At 72.2% G+C, this 22,347-nt stretch carries 19 protein-coding genes; 3 read left to right on the top strand and 16 right to left on the bottom strand.

What is annotated here, in order from left to right:
* Nucleotides 1-155 (bottom strand): transposase (locus AB0C99_RS36970; protein ID WP_362484472.1); only part of this gene is annotated, 155 nt, incomplete at its 3' end.
* A gap of 419 nt (nt 156-574) precedes the next feature.
* Between AB0C99_RS36970 and AB0C99_RS36965 the strand changes: the two genes are divergently transcribed.
* Both AB0C99_RS36965 and AB0C99_RS36960 read left to right on the top strand, forming a co-directional pair.
* Nucleotides 575-1,378: a sulfotransferase gene (locus tag AB0C99_RS36965; protein ID WP_362484470.1), complete on the top strand. Its 804-nt coding sequence runs from the start codon at nt 575-577 to the stop codon at nt 1,376-1,378.
* 104 nt (nt 1,379-1,482) lie between these two features.
* Nucleotides 1,483-2,202 carry a sulfotransferase family protein gene (locus AB0C99_RS36960; RefSeq protein ID WP_362484468.1) on the top strand — a complete coding sequence of 240 codons (720 nt, stop codon included), beginning with the start codon at nt 1,483-1,485 and terminating at the stop codon, nt 2,200-2,202.
* A 333-nt stretch (nt 2,203-2,535) separates the two neighbouring features.
* On the opposite strand, the gene AB0C99_RS36955 is transcribed toward AB0C99_RS36960, so the two are convergent.
* From AB0C99_RS36955 to AB0C99_RS36885, 15 genes are all read right to left on the bottom strand, one after another.
* Nucleotides 2,536-3,657 carry a methyltransferase domain-containing protein gene (locus AB0C99_RS36955; protein ID WP_362484466.1) on the bottom strand — a complete coding sequence of 374 codons (1,122 nt, stop codon included), beginning with the start codon at nt 3,655-3,657 and terminating at the stop codon, nt 2,536-2,538.
* 2 nt (nt 3,658-3,659) lie between these two features.
* Nucleotides 3,660-3,809, bottom strand: coding sequence for a hypothetical protein (locus tag AB0C99_RS36950; RefSeq protein WP_362484465.1), 150 nt, complete (start codon nt 3,807-3,809; stop codon nt 3,660-3,662).
* 361 nt (nt 3,810-4,170) lie between these two features.
* Nucleotides 4,171-4,995, bottom strand: a complete 825-nt coding sequence (locus tag AB0C99_RS36945; protein WP_362484463.1) for a DUF1295 domain-containing protein — start codon at nt 4,993-4,995, stop codon at nt 4,171-4,173.
* Nucleotides 4,992-6,365, bottom strand: a complete 1,374-nt coding sequence (locus tag AB0C99_RS36940; RefSeq protein ID WP_362484461.1) for a cyclopropane-fatty-acyl-phospholipid synthase family protein — start codon at nt 6,363-6,365, stop codon at nt 4,992-4,994. Before AB0C99_RS36940 ends, AB0C99_RS36945 begins: the two co-directional genes overlap by 4 nt.
* Nucleotides 6,362-7,117, bottom strand: a complete 756-nt coding sequence (locus AB0C99_RS36935; RefSeq protein ID WP_362484459.1) for a DUF1365 domain-containing protein — start codon at nt 7,115-7,117, stop codon at nt 6,362-6,364. Before AB0C99_RS36935 ends, AB0C99_RS36940 begins: the two co-directional genes overlap by 4 nt.
* Nucleotides 7,114-8,373, bottom strand: coding sequence for an FAD-dependent oxidoreductase (locus tag AB0C99_RS36930; RefSeq protein ID WP_362484458.1), 1,260 nt, complete (start codon nt 8,371-8,373; stop codon nt 7,114-7,116). Before AB0C99_RS36930 ends, AB0C99_RS36935 begins: the two co-directional genes overlap by 4 nt.
* A 181-nt stretch (nt 8,374-8,554) precedes the next feature.
* Nucleotides 8,555-9,208 (bottom strand): sigma-70 family RNA polymerase sigma factor, encoded by a 654-nt coding sequence (locus AB0C99_RS36925; RefSeq protein WP_362484456.1) that lies wholly within the window; start codon nt 9,206-9,208, stop codon nt 8,555-8,557.
* Between the two features lie 186 nt (nt 9,209-9,394).
* Nucleotides 9,395-9,682 carry a hypothetical protein gene (locus AB0C99_RS36920; RefSeq protein WP_362484454.1) on the bottom strand — a complete coding sequence of 96 codons (288 nt, stop codon included), beginning with the start codon at nt 9,680-9,682 and terminating at the stop codon, nt 9,395-9,397.
* Nucleotides 9,683-9,785: 103 nt separating this feature from the next.
* Nucleotides 9,786-11,447 carry a sulfite exporter TauE/SafE family protein gene (locus tag AB0C99_RS36915; protein WP_362484452.1) on the bottom strand — a complete coding sequence of 554 codons (1,662 nt, stop codon included), beginning with the start codon at nt 11,445-11,447 and terminating at the stop codon, nt 9,786-9,788.
* A complete protein-coding gene (locus AB0C99_RS36910; RefSeq protein WP_362484450.1) occupies nt 11,444-12,721 on the bottom strand; it encodes a tetratricopeptide repeat protein in 1,278 nt (425 codons plus the stop codon). Before AB0C99_RS36910 ends, AB0C99_RS36915 begins: the two co-directional genes overlap by 4 nt.
* Nucleotides 12,722-12,868: 147 nt before the next feature.
* The gene (locus AB0C99_RS36905; protein ID WP_362484448.1) at nt 12,869-14,419 is read right to left on the bottom strand and encodes a DUF4331 domain-containing protein; all 1,551 of its coding nucleotides are present in this window, start codon (nt 14,417-14,419) and stop codon (nt 12,869-12,871) included.
* 574 nt (nt 14,420-14,993) lie between these two features.
* Nucleotides 14,994-15,233 (bottom strand): chaplin, encoded by a 240-nt coding sequence (locus AB0C99_RS36900; protein ID WP_362484446.1) that lies wholly within the window; start codon nt 15,231-15,233, stop codon nt 14,994-14,996.
* 255 nt (nt 15,234-15,488) lie between these two features.
* The gene (locus AB0C99_RS36895; RefSeq protein ID WP_362484445.1) at nt 15,489-16,448 is read right to left on the bottom strand and encodes a LysR family transcriptional regulator; all 960 of its coding nucleotides are present in this window, start codon (nt 16,446-16,448) and stop codon (nt 15,489-15,491) included.
* A gap of 642 nt (nt 16,449-17,090) precedes the next feature.
* Nucleotides 17,091-18,428, bottom strand: coding sequence for a HEAT repeat domain-containing protein (locus tag AB0C99_RS36890; protein WP_362484443.1), 1,338 nt, complete (start codon nt 18,426-18,428; stop codon nt 17,091-17,093).
* Nucleotides 18,429-18,794: 366 nt separating this feature from the next.
* A complete protein-coding gene (locus AB0C99_RS36885) occupies nt 18,795-18,965 on the bottom strand; it encodes a hypothetical protein (RefSeq protein ID WP_362484442.1) in 171 nt (56 codons plus the stop codon).
* A gap of 646 nt (nt 18,966-19,611) precedes the next feature.
* Between AB0C99_RS36885 and AB0C99_RS36880 the strand changes: the two genes are divergently transcribed.
* Nucleotides 19,612-22,170, top strand: a complete 2,559-nt coding sequence (locus tag AB0C99_RS36880) for a S8 family serine peptidase (protein WP_362484440.1) — start codon at nt 19,612-19,614, stop codon at nt 22,168-22,170.
* The last annotated feature ends 177 nt before the right edge of the window (nt 22,171-22,347 follow it).

Here is a 22,347-nt window from a genome sequence, read left to right as displayed (position 1 = left end):
GGCACATCCCGCCAGGCCGTCCCGGTCCGGAACTTCCACACGATCCCGTTCAGCACCCGGCGGTCGTCCAGCCGCTTCCGCCCCCGCAACGACTCGGGCAGCAACGGCCGCACGAACTCCCACTCGGCATCCGACAGTTCATGACGACGTATCACGACACCATGATCCACCAATGGTGATCATTTGAAGACACCGCCTAGTACAGCGGCCCGGCGCACTCGTGGTGGTGTCGGGCCGGTGCCGGCGAGCCGGAGCCGATAGAGGGTTGGTGTGCACGGCTGTTTCCGGCCGGGGGCCGTGGTTGAGCCGGGGAGCGGGGACGGCCGGTTGATGTCCTCCCCCCCTGGATTTCATGACCCTCCGCCTGGAGCTGCGGGGCTCGTGAGGACGGTTGTCTCCGGGGCTTTGTGCGGCGACATCCCCAGCAAGATCATTTTCGTGTCGTGCCGAAGGAGCAGGTCATGTCCCCTCGTGTTTCGCCCCGGGCGCTTGTGTCCGTCGGCCGACGGCGTCCGATGCCACCACCATCCGGCGCCGGCCGCGTGCCGTGCCACTGCGTGGCAGGCGGTGCCCGATGAGTGCCCGGCTTGTCGAGTCCCCGGTCTTCATCCTCTCCGCGGTCCGGTCGGGCTCCACCCTGCTGCGCTGCGTCCTGGACTCGCACTCGCGGGTGCACGCCCCTCACGAGCTGCACCTCACCCACCTCGGCGTCCGAGCACGGCCGCCGTTCGCCGACGCGGTGCTCGACGCCCTGGGGCTGAGCGAGCACGAGGTCGAGCACCTGCTGTGGGACAGGATCCTGCACGAGCAACTCCGCCGAAGCGGCAAGGAAGTGATCGTGGAGAAGTCCCCCACCAACATCCTCGACTGGCGGCGCATCGCCGCGTGCTGGCCCCGGGCCCGGTACATCTTCCTGCTCCGCCGTCCCGAGCACATCCTGGGCTCCATGCTGGACGCCGCGAAGGGCCCCTCGGGCCGGGAGCTGCGCCGCACCGGACGTACCGAGCACGAGCACTGGGGCAGTCTGGCGTCCGCGGTGGCCGATCTGCGGCCCGCGTTGCGGGGACTCGTCGAGGCCCGTGCCGCGCTGCCGGGCCTGACCGTGCGCTACGAGGACCTCGTCGCCGACCCCGCGTCGGTCACCCGCGGCATCTGCGGCCACCTCGATCTGCCGTGGGAGCCGGACATGCTCCACTACGGACGCCACGACCACGGCCCCTTCAAGGTGTTCCTGGGCGACATGGGCGAACGGATCGGATCCGGCGAGATCCTCACCCCGCGGGAACACCACCTGCCGGCCGACGCAGCCGCCGCCACCGAACTGCAGGAGTTCCACCTGCCGCTCGGCTACCAGCCCGCACCGGACCACACGTGGTGACGTGCCCCTGCCACCGGCGAGGCAGGCATGCCGGACAAGGCCCGGCCCCCGCAGGCCGCCACCGGCAACCGACAACCGACAACCGACAACACCAAGGAGTCAGCGTGACCCTGCGCGTCGTGGGCGCCGGCTTTCCCCGCACCGGCACCACCTCCCTGAAAACCGCGCTGGAACGACTGCTCGGCGCACCCTGCTACCACACCACCGAACTCCTGCGTCATTTCGATCACGCTCCGGCCTGGCGCGACGCCTTCAAGGGAGTCACCCCGGACTGGAACGACCTGCTCCACGGATATGTCGCAGGCGTCGACTGGCCGTTCTCCCGGTTCTGGCGCGAACTGGCCGCCGCCAACCCCGACGCGCTCGTGCTGCTCTCCCGGCGCGACACCCCGGAGAGCTGGTACCGCAGCATGGACCGCACCATCCTCCCCGCCGCCCGCATGAGCCCCCGGGCACGTGCGGCCCGGTTCACCGTCGGCCACGACGCCCAGCTCCCCGAGCTCGTGGGCGCCACCCAGCACCAACTGGGCGCCATCAACGAGATGTTCTTCCTCAAAGGCCGCGAAATCCTCACCCGCCCCGACGGCCGCGCCGGCGCCATCGCCGCCTACGAACGACACCTCGCGGAGGTACGAACCGAGATCCCCGCAGGCCGCCTCCTTGAATGGGAACCCTCCGACGGCTGGGAACCCCTCTGCGCCGCACTCGCCGTCCCCGTCCCCGTCCCCGCCGAACCGTTCCCCCACAAGAACACAGCCGACGAATGGCCCATCGGACCGGCCGAAGGCGATCACGCCGGGCCGCCAGCAGACCGGACGACCTGAGTGAGACCGGCGGCGGGCAGGGCACGCCGTCGCATGGAACAAGAGGGACCGCGCCCGCGCCGAATGGGCTGGGAAGCGTCGTGTGCCGGCGCGCCAGGATCCTGCGATTCCTCTTCCTCCGTTCGGTTCTGCCCTACCGGTGGGTTCGGGGCCTCACCGGGCTGCGATCTCCCGCCGAATGCCGCTTCTCCGGCCCTGGCCGGTGCGGGTCACCCGGCCGAGGCCGTGCGGTCAGGTACCTGCCATGCCTCCCGGCAGCGGGGGCTTGGTCTGAGGGTTCCTGACTGTCCGCAACGGGGCACCATGGGTGGCCGCCCGTCTGTGGGCGATGTGTCAGCCGAGGTACGGGCCGTTGGTGCCGCTCGTCGCCCAGACGGTCTGCGTGTGGGGTGTGACGGTCATGCCGAAGTCCCACAACTCCGGCCTGCCGCGTTCACGCCACAGTCGGTGGCCGTCCTTCAGGGCGCGCCACAGGTCCGTCCCGTCGCCGAGGAGCGAGATGCCGCTGTCGGTGCGATCGGCGCGCGCGGAGCGGTCGGTGGTGTCGCGCAGGGTGAGGGACGGTGTTCCGCCGGAGCGGTCGATGGTCACGACGATGTGCGGGTGTGACACGCGTACGGCGAACAGTGCGTGGCCGTCGAGGAGGTCGTCGAACAGTTCCTCGTCCGTTGTGTCGGCGGCGTCGGTGGGTGGCGCGGTGAAGGGCGGTGGTGTGGTCTGGGGGGCGTTGCGGTCGGGCATGAACAGGGCCAGGCCCTGGAGCCAGCCTGTCGCGGCGTGTCCGTCGTCGGTGACGGTGAGCGCGAAGTGCCCCATCCGTCCCCAGGGGAAGACCAGGCGGCCTCCGGGTCTGATCTGCTGGATCCATGTCCAGGGCACTGTGTCGACGGCGTACCTGGCGATCATCCGGTCGTAGGGGCCGGAGTCCGGCGCGCCGGTGGTGCCGTCGCCGGTGCGGATGTCCACGTCGGCGCTGGCCTGTTCCAGGCGGTGCCCGGCGGCCGCGGCCAGGGCGGGGTCGGTCTCGACGGAGACCACGCGGCCGTCCGGGCCCGCCCGGTGTGCGAGGAGCGCGGCGTTCCAGCCGGTGCCCGTGCCGAGTTCGAGTACCCGGTGGCCGGGCTCCAGGGCGAGTGAGTCGAGCATGTCGGCGACGACCGACACGCAGGACAGGCTGGAGGTGGGCAGGCCGTCGGTGACCTGGGTGACGGTCGAGTCCTCGGGCCCGGGGTAGACGAGGTCGGCCCAGCGCCTGGGCTGTTCCGTCCGGTGGACCGGCCGCCAGGTGTGCCCGTCCCAGGACCAGACGAGGTCGGGGGCGAACCGGTGCCGGACCGCGTGCGTCATCATCGCGGGGCGGACCCAAGGGCTTTCGGCCTGCGGCCACATGCCTCTCGCATCCATGGCCGCGTCCATCCGGCCGAGTCCGGACACCAGCGGGTCGGCGGCGCTCATAGTCACCTTCGGCGCTTGCCCGATCCGGATCCCGAGACGGGAACCTGACCGTCGGAGATTCCGGGCGGCGGGGTCCCGCCGGACAGCGGCGGGTCCTCTTTACGGTGCTGTCCCAGCCCGCCGCTCTCGTCCTTGCCGTCCTTGCCCGCCATCACAGTGTCCTGTCTTCGTCTGCAAGCCGGTGCTGCCCGCGACCGTAGCGAGAACACCTCCCGCCGGCCAGGGACCGATCCAGCCGGACCGGCCGATTCACACATACCGGGCACCCTGCGGTCGAACTTCCGTGCACAGAGTGGATCGGTTGTGCGTCTGGGGGGCGCGCACCTCGCCCCTGGTCCTCCTCGCGGGCCCTGGCTGGCTCGGCCGGCCACCCGTGTCCGGCACGGTGCGCCCCGCCGGTCTACGCGAGGCCCTCGCCCTGATCTCCCGGATGTACGGGGAGGGCGAGGGAGAGGGAGCTGAGTGGGGCACGGGGCCTTCGGGGCCGGTGCCTGACGCCGTCCCCGGGCGCGCTCAGGGGCGGGGCGCGCCCGGCCGGAGCGGGCGGGGCGGCAGGGGGACGAAGCCGCTCGTGCGGGCCCGGTACTCCGCGTAGCCCGGCCGGTCCCGCATGTGGGCCTCCAGGAGCCGTTTGCCGCTGCCCCAGATGAGGAGGCCGCTCATGACGAGCGGGGAGACCAGGGTGAGCAGGGCGGTCTGCCAGCCGGCGCAGGCCGTCAGGTACAGGCCCCACCAGACCAGGAAGTCGCCGAAGTAGTTCGGGTGGCGGGTCCAGCTCCACAGCCCCCGGTCCATGACACGCCCCCGGTTGGCCGGGTCCGCCTTGAAGCGGGCGAGCTGGTGGTCCCCCACCGCCTCGCAAGCGAGTCCGGCCGCCCAGACGGCGAGCCCGAGGTACAGGGTCGCGTCCGGTGGGCGGGGCGTCAGGACTGCGAACTGGACAGGCAGCGAGACCAGCCAGACGAGGGCGCCCTGGAGCAGGTACACCTTCCCCAGGGCGTACAGGGCGGGGTTGCCCCGGGCGCGGGCGAGCATGCGCGCGTACCGGGGGTCCTCCCCGTGGCCGCGCCCCCGGCGGGCGATGTGGGCGGCGAGCCGCAGTCCCCAGACGGCGGTCGCGAGCGCGACGAGGCTCCGCCGGGCGTCGTCGCCGTGACCGTCGGCGAGGAACCAGGACACCGCCGCGACGGCCGCGAAGGCGATGCCCCAGGCGACGTCCACGATCCGGTGCAGCCGCCGGGCGGTGCCGACGGCGAAGGCCACCAGCATGACGGCGAGGGCCGCGGCGGCCGAGGCGGCGGGGACGGAGCCGAGCGCCGTGGTGTCGACGGGGCTCACGGCGTCTCCCCGTACCGGCCGGCCGGGAAGGAGGCTCCCGTGGCCGTGCCGTCGGCGGTGAGCCGGAGCTGGCGGACGTCGAGGTAGTGGGCGCGGAAGCCGGCTTCGGACCAGGCGAGGTAGAACTCCCACATGCGGCGGAAGACGTGGTCGAAGCCGAGGGCCTCGACGGCCGCCTCCTCGTGCCGGAAGCGGGCCCGCCACTGGCGGAGGGTTTCCGCGTAGTGGCCGCCGAACCCGGTGTCGTGGGTGATGCGCAGTCCGGCGGCGGCGGACTCGCGGGCGAGGGTCTCGGGCGAGGGGATGAGGCCGCCGGGGAAGACGTACTTGCTGATCCAGGTGTGGGTGCGGGCGGTCGCGAGCATCCGCTCGTGCGGCATCGTGATGGCCTGGAGCGCGACCCGGCCGCCGGGGGCGAGGAGGCGGCGGAGCGCGGCGAAGTAGTCGGGCCAGAACTCGGCGCCGACCGCCTCGATCATCTCCACGCTGACGACGGCGTCGTACCGGCCGCGTACGGCGCGGTAGTCGAGGAGTTCGACGGTGACGCGGTCGGCGACGCCGGCCCGGGCGACGCGGTCCCGCGCGAGGGCGAGCTGCTCCTCGGAGAGGGTGACGGTGCGGACGCGGGCGCCACGGGCCGCGGCGCGGATCGCGAGTTCGCCCCAGCCGGTGCCGATCTCCAGGAGCTCGGTACCCGGGCCGGTCTCCGCCAGGTCGAGGAGCCGGTCGATCTTGCGGTGCTGGGCGGCGGTGAAGGCCGCGTCGGGGAGGATCCCGGAGGTGCAGGGGGCATCGGGGAGGGGGTCGAAGACGGCCGACGAGTAGCTGAGTCCGGGGTCGAGGAAGAGGGCGAAGAGCGCGTTGGAGAGGTCGTAGTGACGGCGGATGTTCGCGCGGGACCCGTCGGGGGTGTTGAGGTCGGCGCGCGGCCTGCGCCGTACCCACGCGCCCCGGAAGCGGTGCAGCGGGGCGGGGACGAGGTCGTCGACGTGACGGGCGAGGACGGTGAGGATCCCCACGAGGTCGTCGGCGTCCCACTCGCCGGCCATGTACGACTCTCCGAAGCCGATCAGCCCGTCGGAGGCGATCCGCCGGTGGAAGGCCCCGGGCTCGTGGAGCGTGAGCGTCGGTACGGCGTCGGCGGCGGCGTCCGCGTCGCCGAAGCGCGGCGCCGGGACGGCGGTCGCGCCGGGCGTCGCTATCCGCAGGGGCAGCCGGCTGAACGCGCGTCCGATGATGAGGCGCGCCACGGCCGTGCGGACGGCGGAGGCGTGCGGGGCGCGGGCGACGTCCGGCCAGCGGTCCGGGTCGGCCTCGACATGGCCCCCGTGGATCTCGTGGGTGGCGGGGGGTGGAGACGAGAGGGTCACGGGGTGCCTTCCTGCGGGGTGGGGGTGGTGCGGGGCCGGACGCGGAGGCCCTTGAGGTAGAGGTGGACGCCGTGGCGGCGGATGCCGAGGGAGACGGCCGCGGTCGACCAGGGGTGGCGGAGCGCGGCCATCAGGAGACCCCGGGGGCCGGCGGGCCTCCGGGTGCCGCGGACGGTGGCGGTCAGGGGGCGGCTGCCGTCGGTGTGGCGGAGCTGCACGGTGAGGTCGAGGCGGTCGCCGGGGAGCGGCAGCCGCATCCGGTAGGTGCCCGCGACGTCCAGGAACGGCGAGACGTAGAAGTCCTTGGGCGTCTCGGCGTGGCCTCGCTCGTCGGTGCGCAGCAGGTACGTGTGGCGTCCGCCGTACGTGTTGTGCACCTCGGCGACGACGCAGACGGGCCGGCCCGCCCGGTCGTGGCACCAGTAGAGGGTGAGCGGGTTGAAGACGTGCCCGAGGACCCGCGCGTGGGCGAGCATCAGGACCCGGCCGTCCGCGTCGTGGACGCCGTGCGCGGCCAGGCGGGCGTCGAGCCCGGCCCGGAGCGAAGGGGCGTCGCCGTCGAAGTGGTCGGCCGGGTCGAAGCGGGCGAGCGGCCGGAGCGGACGCGGCAGCACCGGCAGGTCGTCGAGGTCGACCAGCCACATGTAGGTGCGGTGCCTGAGGCTGTGCCGGAGCGGGGTGACGCGAGTGTGCGCGATCTCCGTCTCGTACAGGGCCGGTACGGGGGGCGGTATCGGGGCGGCCGTCCTCATGTCCGGGCTCCCAGGTGACGGGCGGCCTCGACGCCCGAGCGGCAGCCGTCCTCGTGGAAGCCCCAGCCGTGGTACGCGCCGGCGTAGGTGGTGACGGGCGTGCGCAGGGTCGGCAGGAGCCGTTGGGCGGCCACCGACTCCGGGGTGTAGACGGGGTGTTCGTACGTCATGCGGGCCAGCACCGTCGAGGGGTCGACGCGGTTGCCGGGGTTGAGGGTGACCACGTGCGGTTCGCGGGTGCCGAGCCGCTGGAGCCGGTTCATGTCGTAGCTGACCTGCACGGAGCCCGGGCGCGCGGTGCAGGACGGCAGGAGGTAGTTCCAGGAGGCGCGGGCGTGGGGCGAGCGCGGCAGCAGGCTCGTGTCGCGGTGCAGGACGGTCGGATTGCGGGAGTACGTGAACGCGCCGAGGACCCGCCGTTCCTGCTCGGTGGGGTCGGCGAGCAGCCGCAGGGCCTGGTCGGGGTGGACCGCCAGCACCAGGCCGGCGTGTTCGGCCGACGCGCCGTCGGCGGTGACGACCGTGGCGCGGCCGTCTCCCCGGACCACGGCGCGCACCGCGGTGTCGGTCCGCACGGAGGGGATCGACTTGGCGAGTCGTTCGACATAGGCGGCGGATCCTCCGGTGACGGTCCTCCACTGCGGGGATCCGGTCACGGACAGGAGCCCGTGGTGGTCGAGGAAGCGGAAGAGGTACACGGCCGGGTAGCGCAGCGCCGTGTCGGGGGCGCAGGACCAGACGGCGGAGACGAGCGGGATCGCGAAGTGGCTGACGAAGTGGGCGGAGAAGCGGTGGGCGCGGAGGAATCCGCCGAGGGTGAGGGTCATGTCGTCGGCGGCGAGCAGGCCGCGGGCGGCGCGGTGGAACCGGGGCACGTGGGCGAGGGTCAGCAGGTGCTTGCGCCGCCGGACGTTGCCCCCGCCGAGCAGGCCGCGGAGACCGCGCGCGCCCGCGTACTCCAGTCCACAGCCGTCGCAGCGCACGGACATGCTCATCTCGGCGTCCTGAGTGGGGACGTCCAGCTCGTGGAAGAGGCGGAGGAGGTGGGGGTAGGTGCGCTCGTTGTGGACGATGAATCCGGTGTCCACGCGGAGCGTCCCGCCCTCGGCGGCGGGCAGTTCGTGGGTGTGCGCGTGGCCGCCGAGCCGGTCGTCCGCCTCGTACAGCACCACGTCGCGCGTCCGGGACAGGTAATGAGCGGCGGTGAGGCCCGCCACCCCCGCCCCCACCACGGCGACGCTGCCTCGTCCGTTCATCGTGTCCCATCCCCTTGTTCGCGCCGCCCCGTGCGGGGGGGCGCTGCTGTGTCGTGTGTGGTGCCCGTTCGTGGTGCGGTCGGGCCGTAAAGGGGTTCGGAGCGGTCGGCCGCCCGGACTGGTCGGCCCCGAGCGGATCCGGGACCGGGTACGGGGCCGGGTCGAGCGGGCCGTCGGTCGGTCAGCGGCCCATGCCGGCGCCGGCCAGTTCGAGGCTGCGCCGCATGCGCTGCAGGCCGCGGCGGGCGTGGCTCTTGACCGTGCCGAGCGGCATACCCGTCCGGTGGGCGATCTGGGTCTGGGTCAGGTCCGCGAAGAAGGAGAGTTCCAGGACGTCCCGCTGGACGTGCGGCAGCCGGGACAGCTCCTCGGTCACGACCAGCCGGTCGAGGACCCGCGCTGGCTCGTCGTGCACCGTGCCTTCGCGCTCCAGGGACGCCCCGAGGCTCGCCGCGATTCCGATGCGGCGGGTGCGGGCGGTCAGTGCGTCGGCGATCTTGCGTCGGGTGACACCGCTGAGCCAGGCGGGCAGACTGCCGCGTTCGGGGCGGAAGTTGGCCCGGCCGCGCCAGGCGGCGACGAACACCTGCTGGGTGACGTCCTCCGCCTCCCGGGGGTCGCCGAGGGCGCGGGCCGCGAGGGTCTGCACCAGGCGGCCCCAGCGCTGGTAGGCGATGGCCAGGCAGTGCTCGTCGCCATCGACCAGGCCCCGGGCGATCCGGTCGTCGGTGGCGGTCTCGTCGACGGTGGTGCCGCCGGTGGCGGTGTCCCCCTGGACGGCTTCCGCGTCGGGCGCGGCGGGGGCAGGGGCTCCGGTCGGCCGTGGTGCGGTCATGACGCTTCCTCCTCCAGGTTGGTGGCACGGGCGTCCACCGGGAATGCCGCGTGCGCCGCGCGAGCGGCGGGTCCGGGACCTCGATGACCCCGTGCGCATCACGTTCCGCCCGACACCTCCACAACTCGCATCATTTACGCATCGGAATTGCTGGCGTTCTCGATGCACGCGAGGGAACGGCGCCGCTCAGGGGGCGTCCCCCGACAGGATCGCGGCCTGCGAACCCCGAGGAACTTCCCGCACGCTCATCAAAAGCCGGCGGGCCCCGCTTCCGGCGCTCAGCGCACCTGCGCGCGACGGCTCCCGGCGGCCCCGGCCCGCCAGGAGCTGGGGAATCTCCCGGCGGGAGAGCAGGTCCACCGCGCCGGGGAAGAACGGCCGCCCGGCCTGGGCGAGCCGCAGCCAGGCAGGGGCGCAGACAGAGGCGCGACGTCGCTCGATGCCCCACACCAGCCAGGACGCGACCTGCTCCACCGGATACACCCGGCGGGCGCGTGCCCCCACCCGACGGCCGCACACCCCGACCTCGCCACCAGGCTCGACGACCTCACGGCCCGGCAGGCGGGCCCGCCCGCGATCACGCGGTAGCGGCCCGCAGGGTGAGTCCGAGCCCTACGAGGACGACCAGGACGGAGGTGCCCACGGGGCCCAGCCGAGCCAGCCGCCGCACGAGGTGCCGGGCGCGGTGGGTGCGCAGGCGGGTGTGCAGTCGGTGTTTGACATGCAGGAGGAGCAGGCCGGCGAGGGTAAGGGTGGTGGCCATGCCCAGGCCGTAGGCGATCACGAGGAGGACGCCGAAGGCCGTACGGCCCAGGGCGACCGCGCCGAGGAGGACGACGAGGGCGGAGGGGCTGGGGACGAGGCCCCCCGCGATGCCCAGGCCGATCAGCCCGGTGGACCTCTGCCGGTCGCGACCGCCGCCGTGGGTGTGGTGCCGGCCGGCGAGGGTGGTCGGCTCGGGCATGGCCCGTGTGATCACGGCACCCGCGCCTGACGGGGCCGGGGTGTGCGCCTCGCTGTCGCGGGCCCCGGGGAGTCCGGCGGGGGGCCGGCCGGACGCGCTGGTCCTGGCAGGGGGGCGGTGGCCTTGGCCGTCGTCATGATCGTGCGCGTGCCCGCGGTCATGGTCATGGTCATGGTCATGGTCCTGGTGGTGATGGCCTGCGTGGTGGTGATGGTGGTGGTGTCCGTGGGCGGGTTTGTCGCGCAGGGCCGCGGTCAGCAGCCACAGGCCGATGGCGGTGACGATGAGTCCGCTGGCGCCGCCGAGCCAGGTCAGGACGGTTTCGCCGGCGAGGTGGGTGGCTGCGGGGAGGGCGAGGCCGAGGACCAGGACACCGGCGGTGTGGGTGAGGGTGACGGTCGCGCCGACCGTGACGGCATCGCGGCGGGTGCCGCGGCGTCCGGCGAGGGAGGCGGCCATGATCGTCTTGCCGTGCCCGGGCAGCAGCGCGTGGGAGGCGCCGAGGACGAGGGCGAGCAGGAGCGCGAGAAGGCCGACGGGAACCGTGAGTTCACGCCGGGCGATCAGGGAGTCGAACCAGCCCGCGACCCGGTCCGTGGCCTGCCCGACCGGAGTGCCGGTTGCGGGCACGGTGTCGGCGGCGGTGTCGGGGGCGGGCGCGGCGTGCAGTTCGGCGGTGCGCTGGTCCAAGGGGGCGGCGAGCGGGTCCGCGGGATAGTGGCGGAGTTCACCGGTGGGTGAGGTGGCCGGCAGCGTCGTGCCGGTGATACGCAGTCCGATGCCTTTGACGGTGATCTCGTGCCAGCCGATGCGGGTGGTGTCGTAGGCCGTGCGGGCGGTGATGTCGCCGCCGTGCCGGAGGGCGGCCGGGGCGGAGTAGGTACAGGTGAGGCGGCTGGTTTTCAGGCCCGCTTCGCCCCGCTCCCAGGTCAGGACAGCAGCCTTTGGGTTCCAGCGGGCGGGGCCTGCGGCGGTGCGCAGGTGGAGTTGGCCGGCGAGTGCGGCGCACCGCGTTCGGGAGTACCGGCTGGTTTCGGCGTCGGTGACGATGTTGTCGTGGTCGGTGTCGATGGCGGGGCGTTCTTGGAGGGCGGCGATCTCCGCACGGTCGACGACGATGGTGGCATCGATGCCGTCGGGGCGCATGACGAGGCCGGTGTGGTAGTTGACGGTGAAGTTGCCCAGGGGATGGGCGGGTGCCGCGGCAGCGGCGGTGGGGCAGCCGAGGGCGGCGAGGAGGCCGGCGGCCGCGATTGCGGTGCGTGGCGGTGTCATGGGCGGGTGCCGATTCGTTCGAGCAGGTCACGCGCGTGGCGGGCGTGCAGGGGATGGAGTGCGGGGGCGGCGTCGAGGTCCGTTCGCGCTGCGGCGTCGTCGCCCAGTGCGTGGTGGATGGCGGCGCGGTGGTAGTGCCACAGGGCCTGGCGGGTGCCGAGGGCGAGGGCCTGGTCGGCTTGGACGAGGGCCTCCTCGTCGCGGCCGGCGCGGTGCAGGGCCCAGGCGTACGCGTCGTGGACGGCGACGAACGGCCGGCTCCGCAGGGCTTGTTCGGCCAGGGCCACGGCGCGGGCGGGACTGCCGTGGTCGGCCTCCAAGAGGATCCCGTCGGTGTCGGGCGGACTGCCCGCGGAAGCCCGCACGGTGTCCTGAGCCTTCAGCAGGGCGTACTGGGCCTCGGCCTGCGGCCGGTGCCCGAGTGTCTGGTGCATCTCGCCGAGGGCGAGAACCAGGTGGGGCAGCGGCACGATGTCGACGGCGCGCTGCCAGTCGGCGAGTGCTTGCGCGGTTCGGCCCAGGGCCGCCAGGGCGCGGGCCCTTGTGTCCAGGAGGGCGGGATCGGCCGGGCCGGCGCGCAGCCCCTGTTCGGCCTCCTTCAGGGCGGTGCGCGCGTCACCGTCTTCGAGGGCGAGCGTGGACAGGCAGGTGTGGGCGAAGGCGCGCGCGCTGTCGGTGGTGGCCGCGGTCAGCGAGCGGCGCATGAGTTCGGCCGCGCGCACGGTGTCGCCGCGTAGTTCGAAGCTGTAGGAGGCGCGGGCGAGGGAGGCGGCGTCGGGGCGCAGGTCGTTCATCTTCTGCACCGCGGCTTCGGCGTCCTGGTAGTGGCCGAGCTGGGTGTGAGCATCGGCCAGGACACCGTAGGCGGCCGCGTTGTAGGGGTCGCTGCTGACGGCCTTGGTCGCCCAGGTGAGGGCGCCGGTGAAGTCGTGGCGTGCGGCGGCGAGTGCGGCCATGCCGGCTTCGGCGCCGGTGTTGCCGTGGGCCTGGAGGGCGAGGGAGCGGCGCAGGGCCTGTTCCGCCTTGGCGTACGTGGCGGGGTCGGCGCTGGTGCGGGCCTGTTCGATGGAGGCCATGGCAAGGGCCGACCAGGTGTTCCAGTCGCCCGGCAGCCGTTCCAGCCGTGCGGTCAGGGCCTGGAGGCTGCCGGCGGGCCTGGCCCCGGCGGCCGCGGAGGCGGTGGCGGGTGGGCTTGGGTTGCCGGGTTCGACGAGGACGGCGCCTGCGGCGAACACCGCGGTGCCCAGTGCCAGGGTGACGGCGACGGTTCTCAACCGGCGGTGACTGTGCGGAGGCCGGTGCGGAGGTGTGCGCGGATCAGGGTGCATCGGAGAAGGGGGTGCCTGTTCTGCGTGAGGTGACGGGCTCTGGGGCCGGATATGGTCCGGCCCCAGAGCCTTCGATGGAACGGTGACGTCACATCAGGCGCGGTTGCGGCGGCGCATCCGCCATCCGGCCGCCGCCAGCAGCGCGGCTCCCGCTCCGCCGAGGGAAGCCGCGGACTTCTCCTTGGACGTGGCCCTCCCGGACGGTCCGCTGTTGACGGACTTGGTGTGCGGCAGGGCCAGGTACGGGAAGGAGGCGCCGAAGGGGACCTCGTTGGCGTTGACCTTGTCACCGTCCGCGAGGGCCGGTACCAGCTGTCCGGTCTGGGCGGCGCCTTCGACGGCCTGCAGGGAGATGTCGATGACGTCGTCGGTCAGACGGCGCCCGTTGGGGAATCCGGCCAGGTCTCCGGCGAGAACCCCGTAGCGGTTCGGGTTCGCGGCCGGGGGTACGGCCATGTTCAGGCGCAGTTCCTCCGCGGGGACGATCGTGCGGAGGTTGGCGTCGCGGTTGAGGCGGTGGGCGTTGAGGTCGGCCTTGATGGGCCCGCACGCCTTGCAGATCCCGGTGAGGTAGATCTCCACCAGGTCGTTGCGGGGGGCGGCCGGCGCGGGGACGCCGTAGACCTTCTGGATCAGCTTGGGCAGGATCGGGTCGAGGACCTTGTCGACGACCGGCTGGACGGTGCGGTCCTGGTCGGGGTTGAGCGTGTTGAAGGCGTCCTTGTACTGAAGCGGGACGACGACCTCGTTCACGAGGGGGTTGCCCAGCCGGGAGACCTGCTTCCACTGGTCGCCGTGCTTGTCGCGGGAGTCGGAGACCTGCACGCCCTTGCGGTCGGTCGTCGACCAGATTCCCACGACCGGGTTCCGCGACGGGGTGTAGTTCAGGGCCAGGTACTTCTTGGGGATCTGCAGGGCGACGGAGTTGACGTTGTAGCCGGCCAGGGTGTCGCGCCCGCGCTCGGAGAGGTCTCCGCCGTAGAGGAGGTCGAAGACCCGCAGGTCGGCGAAGAACGGGTCTTCGGCCTGTCCGGCGAACGTCTTCCCGCCGCCCGGCAGGCTCCGTACCGCCTGGGCGCGCAAGGCGCCGTAGTCGGGCATCGAGGCCGGGCCGACCCGGGAGGGTGCGGCGGGCACGTCGGAGAGCAGGACCTTGGTCTTGCCGCCGCGGGTTTCGACGAGGTCGTAGACCTGGCGGAAGTTCAGGTCCGGGTCGTCCAGGGTGGTCACCTGGCCGGTGTTGTAGAGGAACTGGTCGGCTGTGTCGCGGATCAGGTTCCTGAACCGCCAGGTGTAGGTGACGTCGGCGTTCCCGTCACCGGTGTTGTCGATCTTGATGTTGTAGCGGAGGTCCTCGCCGAAGGCGTAGAAGTTCGGTCCGCCGTTGGGCTCCTCGAAGGGGATCCAGTTGGCCAGCAGGGTGACGGTGTCACTCTTGTCGGGGCTGGTGAACGCGTAGACGTCGGTGTTGTCGGCGCGCGGATCGCCCGCGATGAGCGGGGCCTCGCGGTGGCTGGAGGCGGAGCTGACGCCGGGGCCGAGGGTGAGGACGGCCAGGGCGGTCGCGAGGGCGCCGGAGCCGAGGACGAGCAGGGAGTGGTCCAGCAGCCGGCGCCGGCCGGACGCCGCGGGTGTTGCCTTCACGAGAGGGGGTTTCCTTCCCAGCAAGGTGCGCACCGGGCGCTGCTCTCGGGCAGGGCACGGCGGCACGGGGGTCTCGGTGGCGGTCGGCACCGCGGCGAACGGGGGTTCGCACCATCCGGGCCGGGTCAGGAAAGGCAACGGGGACTGACCGGGCTCGGACACACCATCACGCAAGGCTGCGCACGCCGTAGGAAACCACGGAGCGTGGGCGTTTCGTGGCCCTCAGCACGCCCCTAGCCTCCTTCCCCACCTCCACGGAACAGAGAATGCGCAGGTAAGAGCGGTGACAACGAAGATGACGGCCGATCGCAAAGAACGGCGACACGTTGCCCTGAGTTAGCCCGATCGGTACCACACCGCATCAATCGCCCATGGTGTGCCCACCCGGCGGCACGGATGGGGAAGTGGTACTGCGGGTGGCTGTGCCGACAGCCACCCGCAGCCGACCCGCCCGGCACGGGAGCCGGACACAGCGTCCCCTGGGCCACGTCAGGCGCCCGTGCGGGGCCGGGTCACCGGTCGGCGCCTCCCCGTCTTGACGGCGCATGACCGGAGCTGTTCACTCCGTGGGCGGTCAGGCGTTGACGCAGGTGTTCCCGAACGCCGGGTTCAGCAGGCCGATGACGCTGACGGTGTTGCCGCAGGCGTTGACGGGGATGTGGACGGGCACCTGGATGAGGTTGCCCGATCCCACGCCCGGCGAGCCCGCGGCCACGCCCTGAGCGCCGGCATCGGCCGAGGCCACCGACGCGCCGCCCGCCAGCATCGCGCCGGCCGCCACGGCCACGGCCAGACCTCGTCGCACATCAACCATGTTTTCGTACCTCCAGTGAGGGTGTCCGGCCGCGCGGAGGTCCCGCACGGCCCGCGAGAGATCCTCGGAACGCCTCGGTGCTCTCACACCCGTCCTTCGCCACAGCCCTCCGAGCGGCTTGCCCGGACCTGCCGGGTTCCCTCCAACGGATGAGTTCCGGCTGTGCGCCGGTGACAAAACCTCCTCCCCCGTCCGCAGGGCCTTGGACTGCTCAAACGAAAGCGTCACCGGTGGCGCGCTGATGCCGCCTCGGCATCAGCACCTGTGCGGGCTACTGCTCTTGAGGATCAGCCGCCGCCCAGCATGGCTGTGGCCAATCTGGCGAACTCCTCCAGCTCCGGCATGGTGCGATGCTTGCTGTAGGCCAGCCGCCATGCGGGGCTCGATGTCGGCGGCGTGCAGGAAGCTGATGTCGGGACGCTGGTAGAAGCCGGCGACACCGGCGGGCAGCACGAAGGTTCCCTGGCCGAGCGCAACCCGTTCGAGTTGTTCCTCGACCGTGGGGTGCCGCCGCCGGCCGGGCGGTGGCCACTGGTCGGCGACGGCCCCGCGCCACCGCGGTACCTCGGCACGGTCCTGTAGCAGCGGCAGATCCAGCAGGTCGTTCACCTCCACGGACGGCAGCGCGGCCAGCGGGTGCGAGGCGGGCACGGCCGCCGCGGACTGCGACTCGGGGAAGAGCGGGAGCGCCGTGAACGCGTCGTTATCCAGGGGCAGTCGGACGAAGCAGACGTCCACCCGCCCATCGACCAGGAAGGGCAGCTGGTCGGTGATCGAGGGGTGCACCACGTCCACGGTCAGGTGGGGCACTCGGGCGCAGAACGTCCGGATGATCGGGGTGGCATGCACTCCCGGCATGAACCCGACGGTGAACCGGCCGGCGCCCCGGCCGGCCAGCCGGGCCCGCCGCTCCAGTGCCGCCGAGGAGTCGAGCAGCGGTACGGCGTCCTCAAGGAGCTGGCGGCCGGCGGCCGTCAGCTCCGTGCCACGCCGGTCCCGCTCGAACAGCCGGGCGCCCAGGCCGTGCTCCAGCGCGGCGATCTGCCGGCTGAGCGCGGGCTGTGTCATGTGCAGCAGACGCGCCTTGCGCACGAAACTCGGTTCTTCGGCGACGGTCACGAAGTAGCGCAGTCGCCGCAGGTCCAGCGGAAGCTGTCGTCGGCGTTGGGCGCCGGTGGTGCGCGGACGCGTGCCGGATCCGGTGCGGCAGGTCACGACGAGATCGAGGTGTCACGGAGCATGGCGGGCGGACGAGAGCTCGGCAGATGCAGCCCACGTGGTGCGTGCGGCAGAGCTGAAGAAGCGGTACGAGGAGGGGAGTCCATCAGGGAGCCGGCCGCTGACACCGGCCGCAGCTACGGCTACGTCCACCGGTTCTGGTGGAGAGCGGCGTCGTCCTGCGTGGCGGGGAGAGCCCGAGGGCCGCGTGCGAGGACGCGGAACGACGACGAGTGGCGGCCCGGCCGGGGAGCTCCCGCGGAGGACCGGAGCTCCCCGGCCGGGCGCCGCCTCTGAAGCTCGCCGGATGCGGCTTCGGTGCGGGTGGTAGCCCGTAAGTCGATGACGTCCAGGACCTTGCCCTCCTGGACGACCAGGTGGCCCTGGCCCTCGGCCGGGACCTCGTTGGTGCGTACTCGCCGCTGACAGGCTTCTCTTCCCGCCCGCCCTCCGGCACCCCCGGTCTCCTCCTTGGCCTTGGACTCGGCCGCCTTCTTCTTCACCGCCGGGATCTCCGCAACCAACCTCCGATGACGATCGACTCAACGAAGGTGACGCACAGCCACCAAGACTCAAATCACGTGACGCAGTGAACTGCGGAACCGCCGGCGGTACCGAAGGCTGCGCTGCGGCGCGCTTTTATGCGTGATCGCTCCGGTTGTTCGCACGGTATCGCCACAGGCCGGAGGGCCTGTGGTCGTGCTCCGAGAACACGTCGAGTGGTCCGACCCGCGCGTACGCCTCCTCGGTCCGCGGGTGGTCACGGCGGGCGAGTGCCCAAGCCGCCTCCAGACGCAGATCGTTGTCCTCCTCGTCGAGGAGCGCGAGGAAGGCGTCCAGGACGGCGGCACTCCGGTCGTCGTATCCGGCGAGGGACGCTGCGGCGGGGCGCCGCACCCAGAGGCACTCGTCGCGAACCAGGACGAGCAGGGCGTCACGGACCGCCGGCTCGAGTGGCCCGTCAGGTGTGTACCGCGAGGAGAAGGCCGCGGTAACGGTGGCCCGGACCTCGGGGTCGGGGTCATCGGCGAGCCCGAGGAGCGCCGATGCGGCCCGTTCCCTGCTCACGCAGTACACGGCTGCGCTGCGTACGCGCGGATCGGCGTGGCTGATGTACCGAAGGCCGATGGCTTCCTGTTCCGGGTGCCCATGACCGGTGTAGACGTCCAGGATGACGGCGAGGACCTGCCCGTCGGACTCCTCCTGCGCCCAGGACGCCAGGAAGTCGACATCCTGGGCGAGGTCCGGTGGGCGCTTTACCGGCGCGAAGAGATTCCGGTGCCAGATGACCTGGGCGAGAAAACGCCGGTGTACGGGGTCGGGGTGCTGCCGCAGGGCGGTGAGCTCGGACCAGACGCGCGGGCCGCGGCGCCGGCCCAGAAAGTAGGTGCCCGCGAACCAGTTGCTGTCCCCGTCCTGAGCGTGCGGTAGGGCCCGTGCCATCACTTCGTCGATTGGCGAGAACACCCTGAAGGCCCATTCGAGGTGGGTGAGAATGGCCCCGTGGCCGTCGCGGACGGTGTACCCACCGAGGGAATACTCATCGATCGTGTCGCCGTCAAGCTCATCGATCCGACGTTCGACCGCTGGTTCCGCGCTTCCGGTCCGCCTGCGCAGTTCCTCGACCACACCCGTCTCATACCAGTGCCGGGCCAGGTCGAGCAGTTCCCGCCGGGACGCCTCCGGCAGACGCAGCCGGGGGTCGCGTCCGAGCACCGCGGAGACCAGCGTGGGGGAGCCCGTATCGACGGCCCGCAGCAGAGGAGTGCCGCCGTCCGGAAGCTGGTGGTCCGGGTCGGCTCCCATGTCGACCAGGACCTCAGCCGTGAGGTGATCGCAGCCCGCTACGGCGGTGCAGAGCACGGGCAGTCCGTCAGAGTCCATGGTGTCCGGATCTGCCCCCTGTTCCAGACAGGTCCGCACCGTGTCGGTGTCCCCGGCGGTCACGGCACTGACCATCCGGCCGGCCAGGTCCAACGACAGATCCGTCAATGCTCCCCCTGATGGTGTGTCCCAGGTCAGCAACGTACCCGAAGCAACAAGCGGGCGCAGAGGCTTATTCACCGGCGAGGCAGCGCTCGGCCGAACGGGACAGTAGACGTCGCTGAGGGGAGCCCGTCGGTCCCACCTGTGACGCCCCAGCGTGTGAGTTCCAGCCGATGGTCAGCCGCAGATCTGCGGACCTGCGCGCCTTGCGCCCAGGCGGTCCGACCAGCCGCGCACGGCAGCTCACCGGCGCACGACCTTCGATTCCTGGCTCGACCGAACATCACGACGGCCTTTAGAGACAGGTAGCAAGGGCGCCCAGCCCAAGGTCCGCCGCCGCGGTGCGAGCCGCGCCGACTACGTTGTGAAGACGGTCTTCGCGGCCATGCGGGCCCGGTCCACGATCGCCCAGTACAGTTCCGGCTCCGTGATGGGGGCGGCGTACTGCTGCGCGAGCGCGTACGTCTCCGACAGGATTAGCTCGGACACGTCCCGGCAGCCGAGGACCTGCGCGAGGCGCACTACCATCGCGAGGGGGTGGACCCCGAGCACGCCTATCCGCTGGTCGCGCACCTCGTAACCGGGGCAGTAGGGGCAGAAGTGGATGTCCCCACCTCACAGCTCCCGCCCTCCGGGGATGTCGGGCGGCTGGTCGCGCAGCCCGGTGGCGGGCATGACGTCCGCGTGTCGAGTGCGGCACCGCCGTCGAGCCGCACCACGAAGCCGCGCTTGTCACGCGCTCCTCGACTCGCACGGCCTCGTAGCGCGCGATCTCGGCCCGCCCGGTCTTGAGCACGGTCGGCGGCGACGCTCCGTCACGGGAGAAGAAGGTGTGCATAGGGGCCGAGGGAGCGTTGCGGGGCTCCCCGGCATCGGCGACGGCCACGCTGCGCCGCGCCTGGACGAGCACGAGCGCGCCGTTGAGCCCGCCCGTCCCTCCGCCTGCGACGATCACGTCCTACGAGGTTGGGACACTGCTTCCTCGTGAGCGCCGGTCAGGCGATCATCCCCGCGGCCAGGGTGCGGCCCGACCGGCGTGCGCGCGTACGGGCCGGGGCGCCCGGTCGGAAGGAACCCGCGCAGGCCGGGCGGCCTGGCCGGAGGGCTGTAATTCCCGAGTAACGGCGGCTGTCTAGCGTCCGGGCTCCCCGAAACTTCCCCGAGGAGCATCCCGATGCACCTGCCACGATCGCCCCTGCGTAGATCCGTCGCCTGGGCGGCGGCCGCTCTCCTCTCCGCAGCCGTACTGACCGGCCCGCCCGCCGTCGCGGCCGACGCCGCGCCGTCCGCCACGGTGGACGCCGCCCTGCTGGACGCCGTGGGCGAGGGCGGTGAGGCGTCGTTCTTCGTCGTCCTCAAGGACCAGGCCGACCTGTCCGGCGTCAAGAAGCAGCGGACGCACGCGGCGAAAGCCAAGGCCGCGTACAAGGAGCTGCGCGCGCACGCGGACTCCGCCCAGAGGTCGTTGACGGCCTTCCTCGACCGGGAGAAGCTCGGACACGAGCTCCTGGCCGCCGTCAAGGTGCACGGCGGCCAGGAGCTCGTGGAGCGGCTCGCGAAGCGCTCGGACGTCGCCTCGATCGTCAAGGAGCAGCATTACGCGCTCGACGACGTCGAGGCCGCCGACGGCCGGGTCACCGGGGCGCGTACGGAGTCCTCCGGCACAGCCGCCGCCGCAGCAGCCGTCACCCCGGAGTGGGGCGTCGCCGACATCAACGCCGACGACGTCTGGAACGGGTACGACGACCGCGGCGAGGGCATCGTCATCGCCAATGTCGACTCGGGCGTGCAGTACAACCACCCGGACCTGGTCGCCCAGTACCGCGGCAACAACGGCAACGGCGGCTTCACGCACGACTACAACTGGTACGACCCGACCGGCCAGTGCGGCACCGGCGGCGTTCCCTGTGACAACAACGGCCACGGCACCCACACCATGGGCACGATGGTCGGCGCGAACGGCATCGGTGTCGCTCCGAACGCCAAGTGGATCGCCGCGAAGGGCTGCGAGTCGTCCTCCTGCTCGGACGAGTCGCTCCTCGCCGCCGGCCAGTGGATCCTCGCACCGACCGACCGCAACGGCCAGAACCCGCGTCCGGACCTCGCGCCGAACATCGTCAACAACTCCTGGGGCGGCGGCAACACGACGTTCTACCAGGACATCGTCGAAGCGTGGAACGCCGCGGGCATCTTCGAGGCATTCGCCGCCGGCAACGACGGTGACGGCAAGACCTGCTCCACCGCCCGCGCCCCCGGCGCGCAGGCCCCGGCCTACGGCGTCGGCGCGTACGACGTCTCCGGGAAGATCGCGAACTTCTCCGGCTTCGGTCCGTCCCTCGTCGACGGGTCGATGAAGCCGGACATCTCGGCGCCGGGTGTCAACATCCGCTCCACCTGGCCGGGTTCGTCGTACAACACCATCAACGGTACGTCGATGGCGACGCCGCACGTCGCGGGCGCGGTCGCGCTGCTCTGGTCGGCGGCCCCCTCGCTCATCGGGGACATCGACGCGACCCGCGCGCTCCTGAACCAGGGCGCCCGCGATGTCGACGACACCCACTGCGGCGGCACCGCCGGCACGAACAACGTCTGGGGCGAGGGCAAGCTCGACATCCTCGCCTCCGTCGAGAAGGCCCCTCACACCGCCGTCACGGTCTCCGGCAAGGTCACCGACCAGGACACCGGCGCCGCCGTCTCCGGCGTCACCGTCAAGGCCACGAGCATCGCCACCGGAGCGCGTTCGGTCGGCACCGGCTCCGACGGCGCGTACCGCCTCTCCCTGGCCCCCGGCACGTACGACTTCGCGCTCAGCGGCTACGGCTACGCGCCCCGTACGGTCACCGGAGTCCAGCTCACCACCGGCACGCCGCTCACCCAGGACATCGCCCTGACCGCGGCCCCCTCGCACCAGGTCACCGGGACCGTCCTCGACGTCACCGGCAAAGCGCTGCCGGGGGCGACGGTCGAGCTGAACGGCTCGCCGCTCGCCGCCGTCACCACCGACGCCAAGGGCGCGTACGGCTTCGCCAAGGTCGCCGAGGGCTCCTACAGCCTGATCGTGAGGCCCGCCGCGCCGGTTCTGTGCAACGGCGTCCACGTCGGCACCGTGACCGTCGGCACCACCGACCTGCGGCAGAACGTCCAGGTCCCGAACCGCACGGACGACTCCGGCAACAGCTGCGCCCCGGCGGCGTACTCCTGGATCGCCGGTTCCAAGAAGGTCGCGCTCACCGGTGACGAGGACTCCGCCAAGATCACCCTGCCCTTCCCGGTGAAGCACTACGGCGTCTCGTACACCTCCGCTTCGGTCACCACCGACGGCCTGCTCAACTTCCTCTCCCCGCGCGTCGGCGACTACGACAACACCGCCCTGCCGACGCCCGGCACCAACGGCGTCAAGGGCATCGTCGCCCCGCTGTGGGACGACCTGACGCTGGACAGGAAGTCGTCCGTGCAGACGGCCACCACCGGCACCACGGGCAACCGCAGGTTCGCCGTCGTCTGGAACGACGCCGCCTACGCCGCCGGCCCATCGGGCCGCTCCACCTTCGAGATCGTCTTCGAGGAGGCCACCGGCGCGGTGACCCTCCAGTACAAGGCGGTAGCGGACAAGGGAGCGGGCGCCACCGTCGGCATCTCCGACCAGTCCGGCGCCGACGCCCTCCAGTACACGTACAACCAGCCCGTCCTCACCGCGGGCACCGCCGTCTGCTTCTCGCAGGGAGCCAAGTGATGAGAACCCCCCTCTCGCGGCGGGGCCTCCGGCTCGCCTCCGCCCTGGTCGCGGCGGGCCTGTGCCTGAGCATCGCCCCGACGGCCCTGGCCGCCACCGACGACAGCGGCCCGGCGATGAAGCTGAGCGGCACCGAGGCCGAGTCGCTGGCCGCCCACGCCGCGCTCGACCCGTACG

Source organism: Streptomyces sp. NPDC048659, from assembly GCF_040650575.1.
Taxonomy (GTDB): Bacteria; Actinomycetota; Actinomycetes; order Streptomycetales; family Streptomycetaceae; genus Streptomyces.
This window is presented reverse-complemented; position numbering and strand designations above follow the sequence as displayed.

What these genes read in the sequence shown, in the direction of transcription:
- AB0C99_RS36925 (WP_362484456.1), bottom strand. Translation starts at nt 9,208, where the DNA reads ATGACCGCACCACGGCCGACCGGAGCCCCTGCCCCCGCCGCGCCCGAC.
- AB0C99_RS36915 (WP_362484452.1), bottom strand. Translation starts at nt 11,447, where the DNA reads ATGACACCGCCACGCACCGCAATCGCGGCCGCCGGCCTCCTCGCCGCC.
- AB0C99_RS36885 (WP_362484442.1), bottom strand. Translation starts at nt 18,965, where the DNA reads ATGGTAGTGCGCCTCGCGCAGGTCCTCGGCTGCCGGGACGTGTCCGAG.
- AB0C99_RS36930 (WP_362484458.1), bottom strand. Translation starts at nt 8,373, where the DNA reads ATGAACGGACGAGGCAGCGTCGCCGTGGTGGGGGCGGGGGTGGCGGGC.
- AB0C99_RS36935 (WP_362484459.1), bottom strand. Translation starts at nt 7,117, where the DNA reads ATGAGGACGGCCGCCCCGATACCGCCCCCCGTACCGGCCCTGTACGAG.
- AB0C99_RS36950 (WP_362484465.1), bottom strand. Translation starts at nt 3,809, where the DNA reads ATGGCGGGCAAGGACGGCAAGGACGAGAGCGGCGGGCTGGGACAGCAC.
- AB0C99_RS36900 (WP_362484446.1), bottom strand. Translation starts at nt 15,233, where the DNA reads ATGGTTGATGTGCGACGAGGTCTGGCCGTGGCCGTGGCGGCCGGCGCG.
- AB0C99_RS36965 (WP_362484470.1), top strand. Translation starts at nt 575, where the DNA reads ATGAGTGCCCGGCTTGTCGAGTCCCCGGTCTTCATCCTCTCCGCGGTC.
- AB0C99_RS36880 (WP_362484440.1), top strand. Translation starts at nt 19,612, where the DNA reads ATGCACCTGCCACGATCGCCCCTGCGTAGATCCGTCGCCTGGGCGGCG.
- AB0C99_RS36955 (WP_362484466.1), bottom strand. Translation starts at nt 3,657, where the DNA reads ATGAGCGCCGCCGACCCGCTGGTGTCCGGACTCGGCCGGATGGACGCG.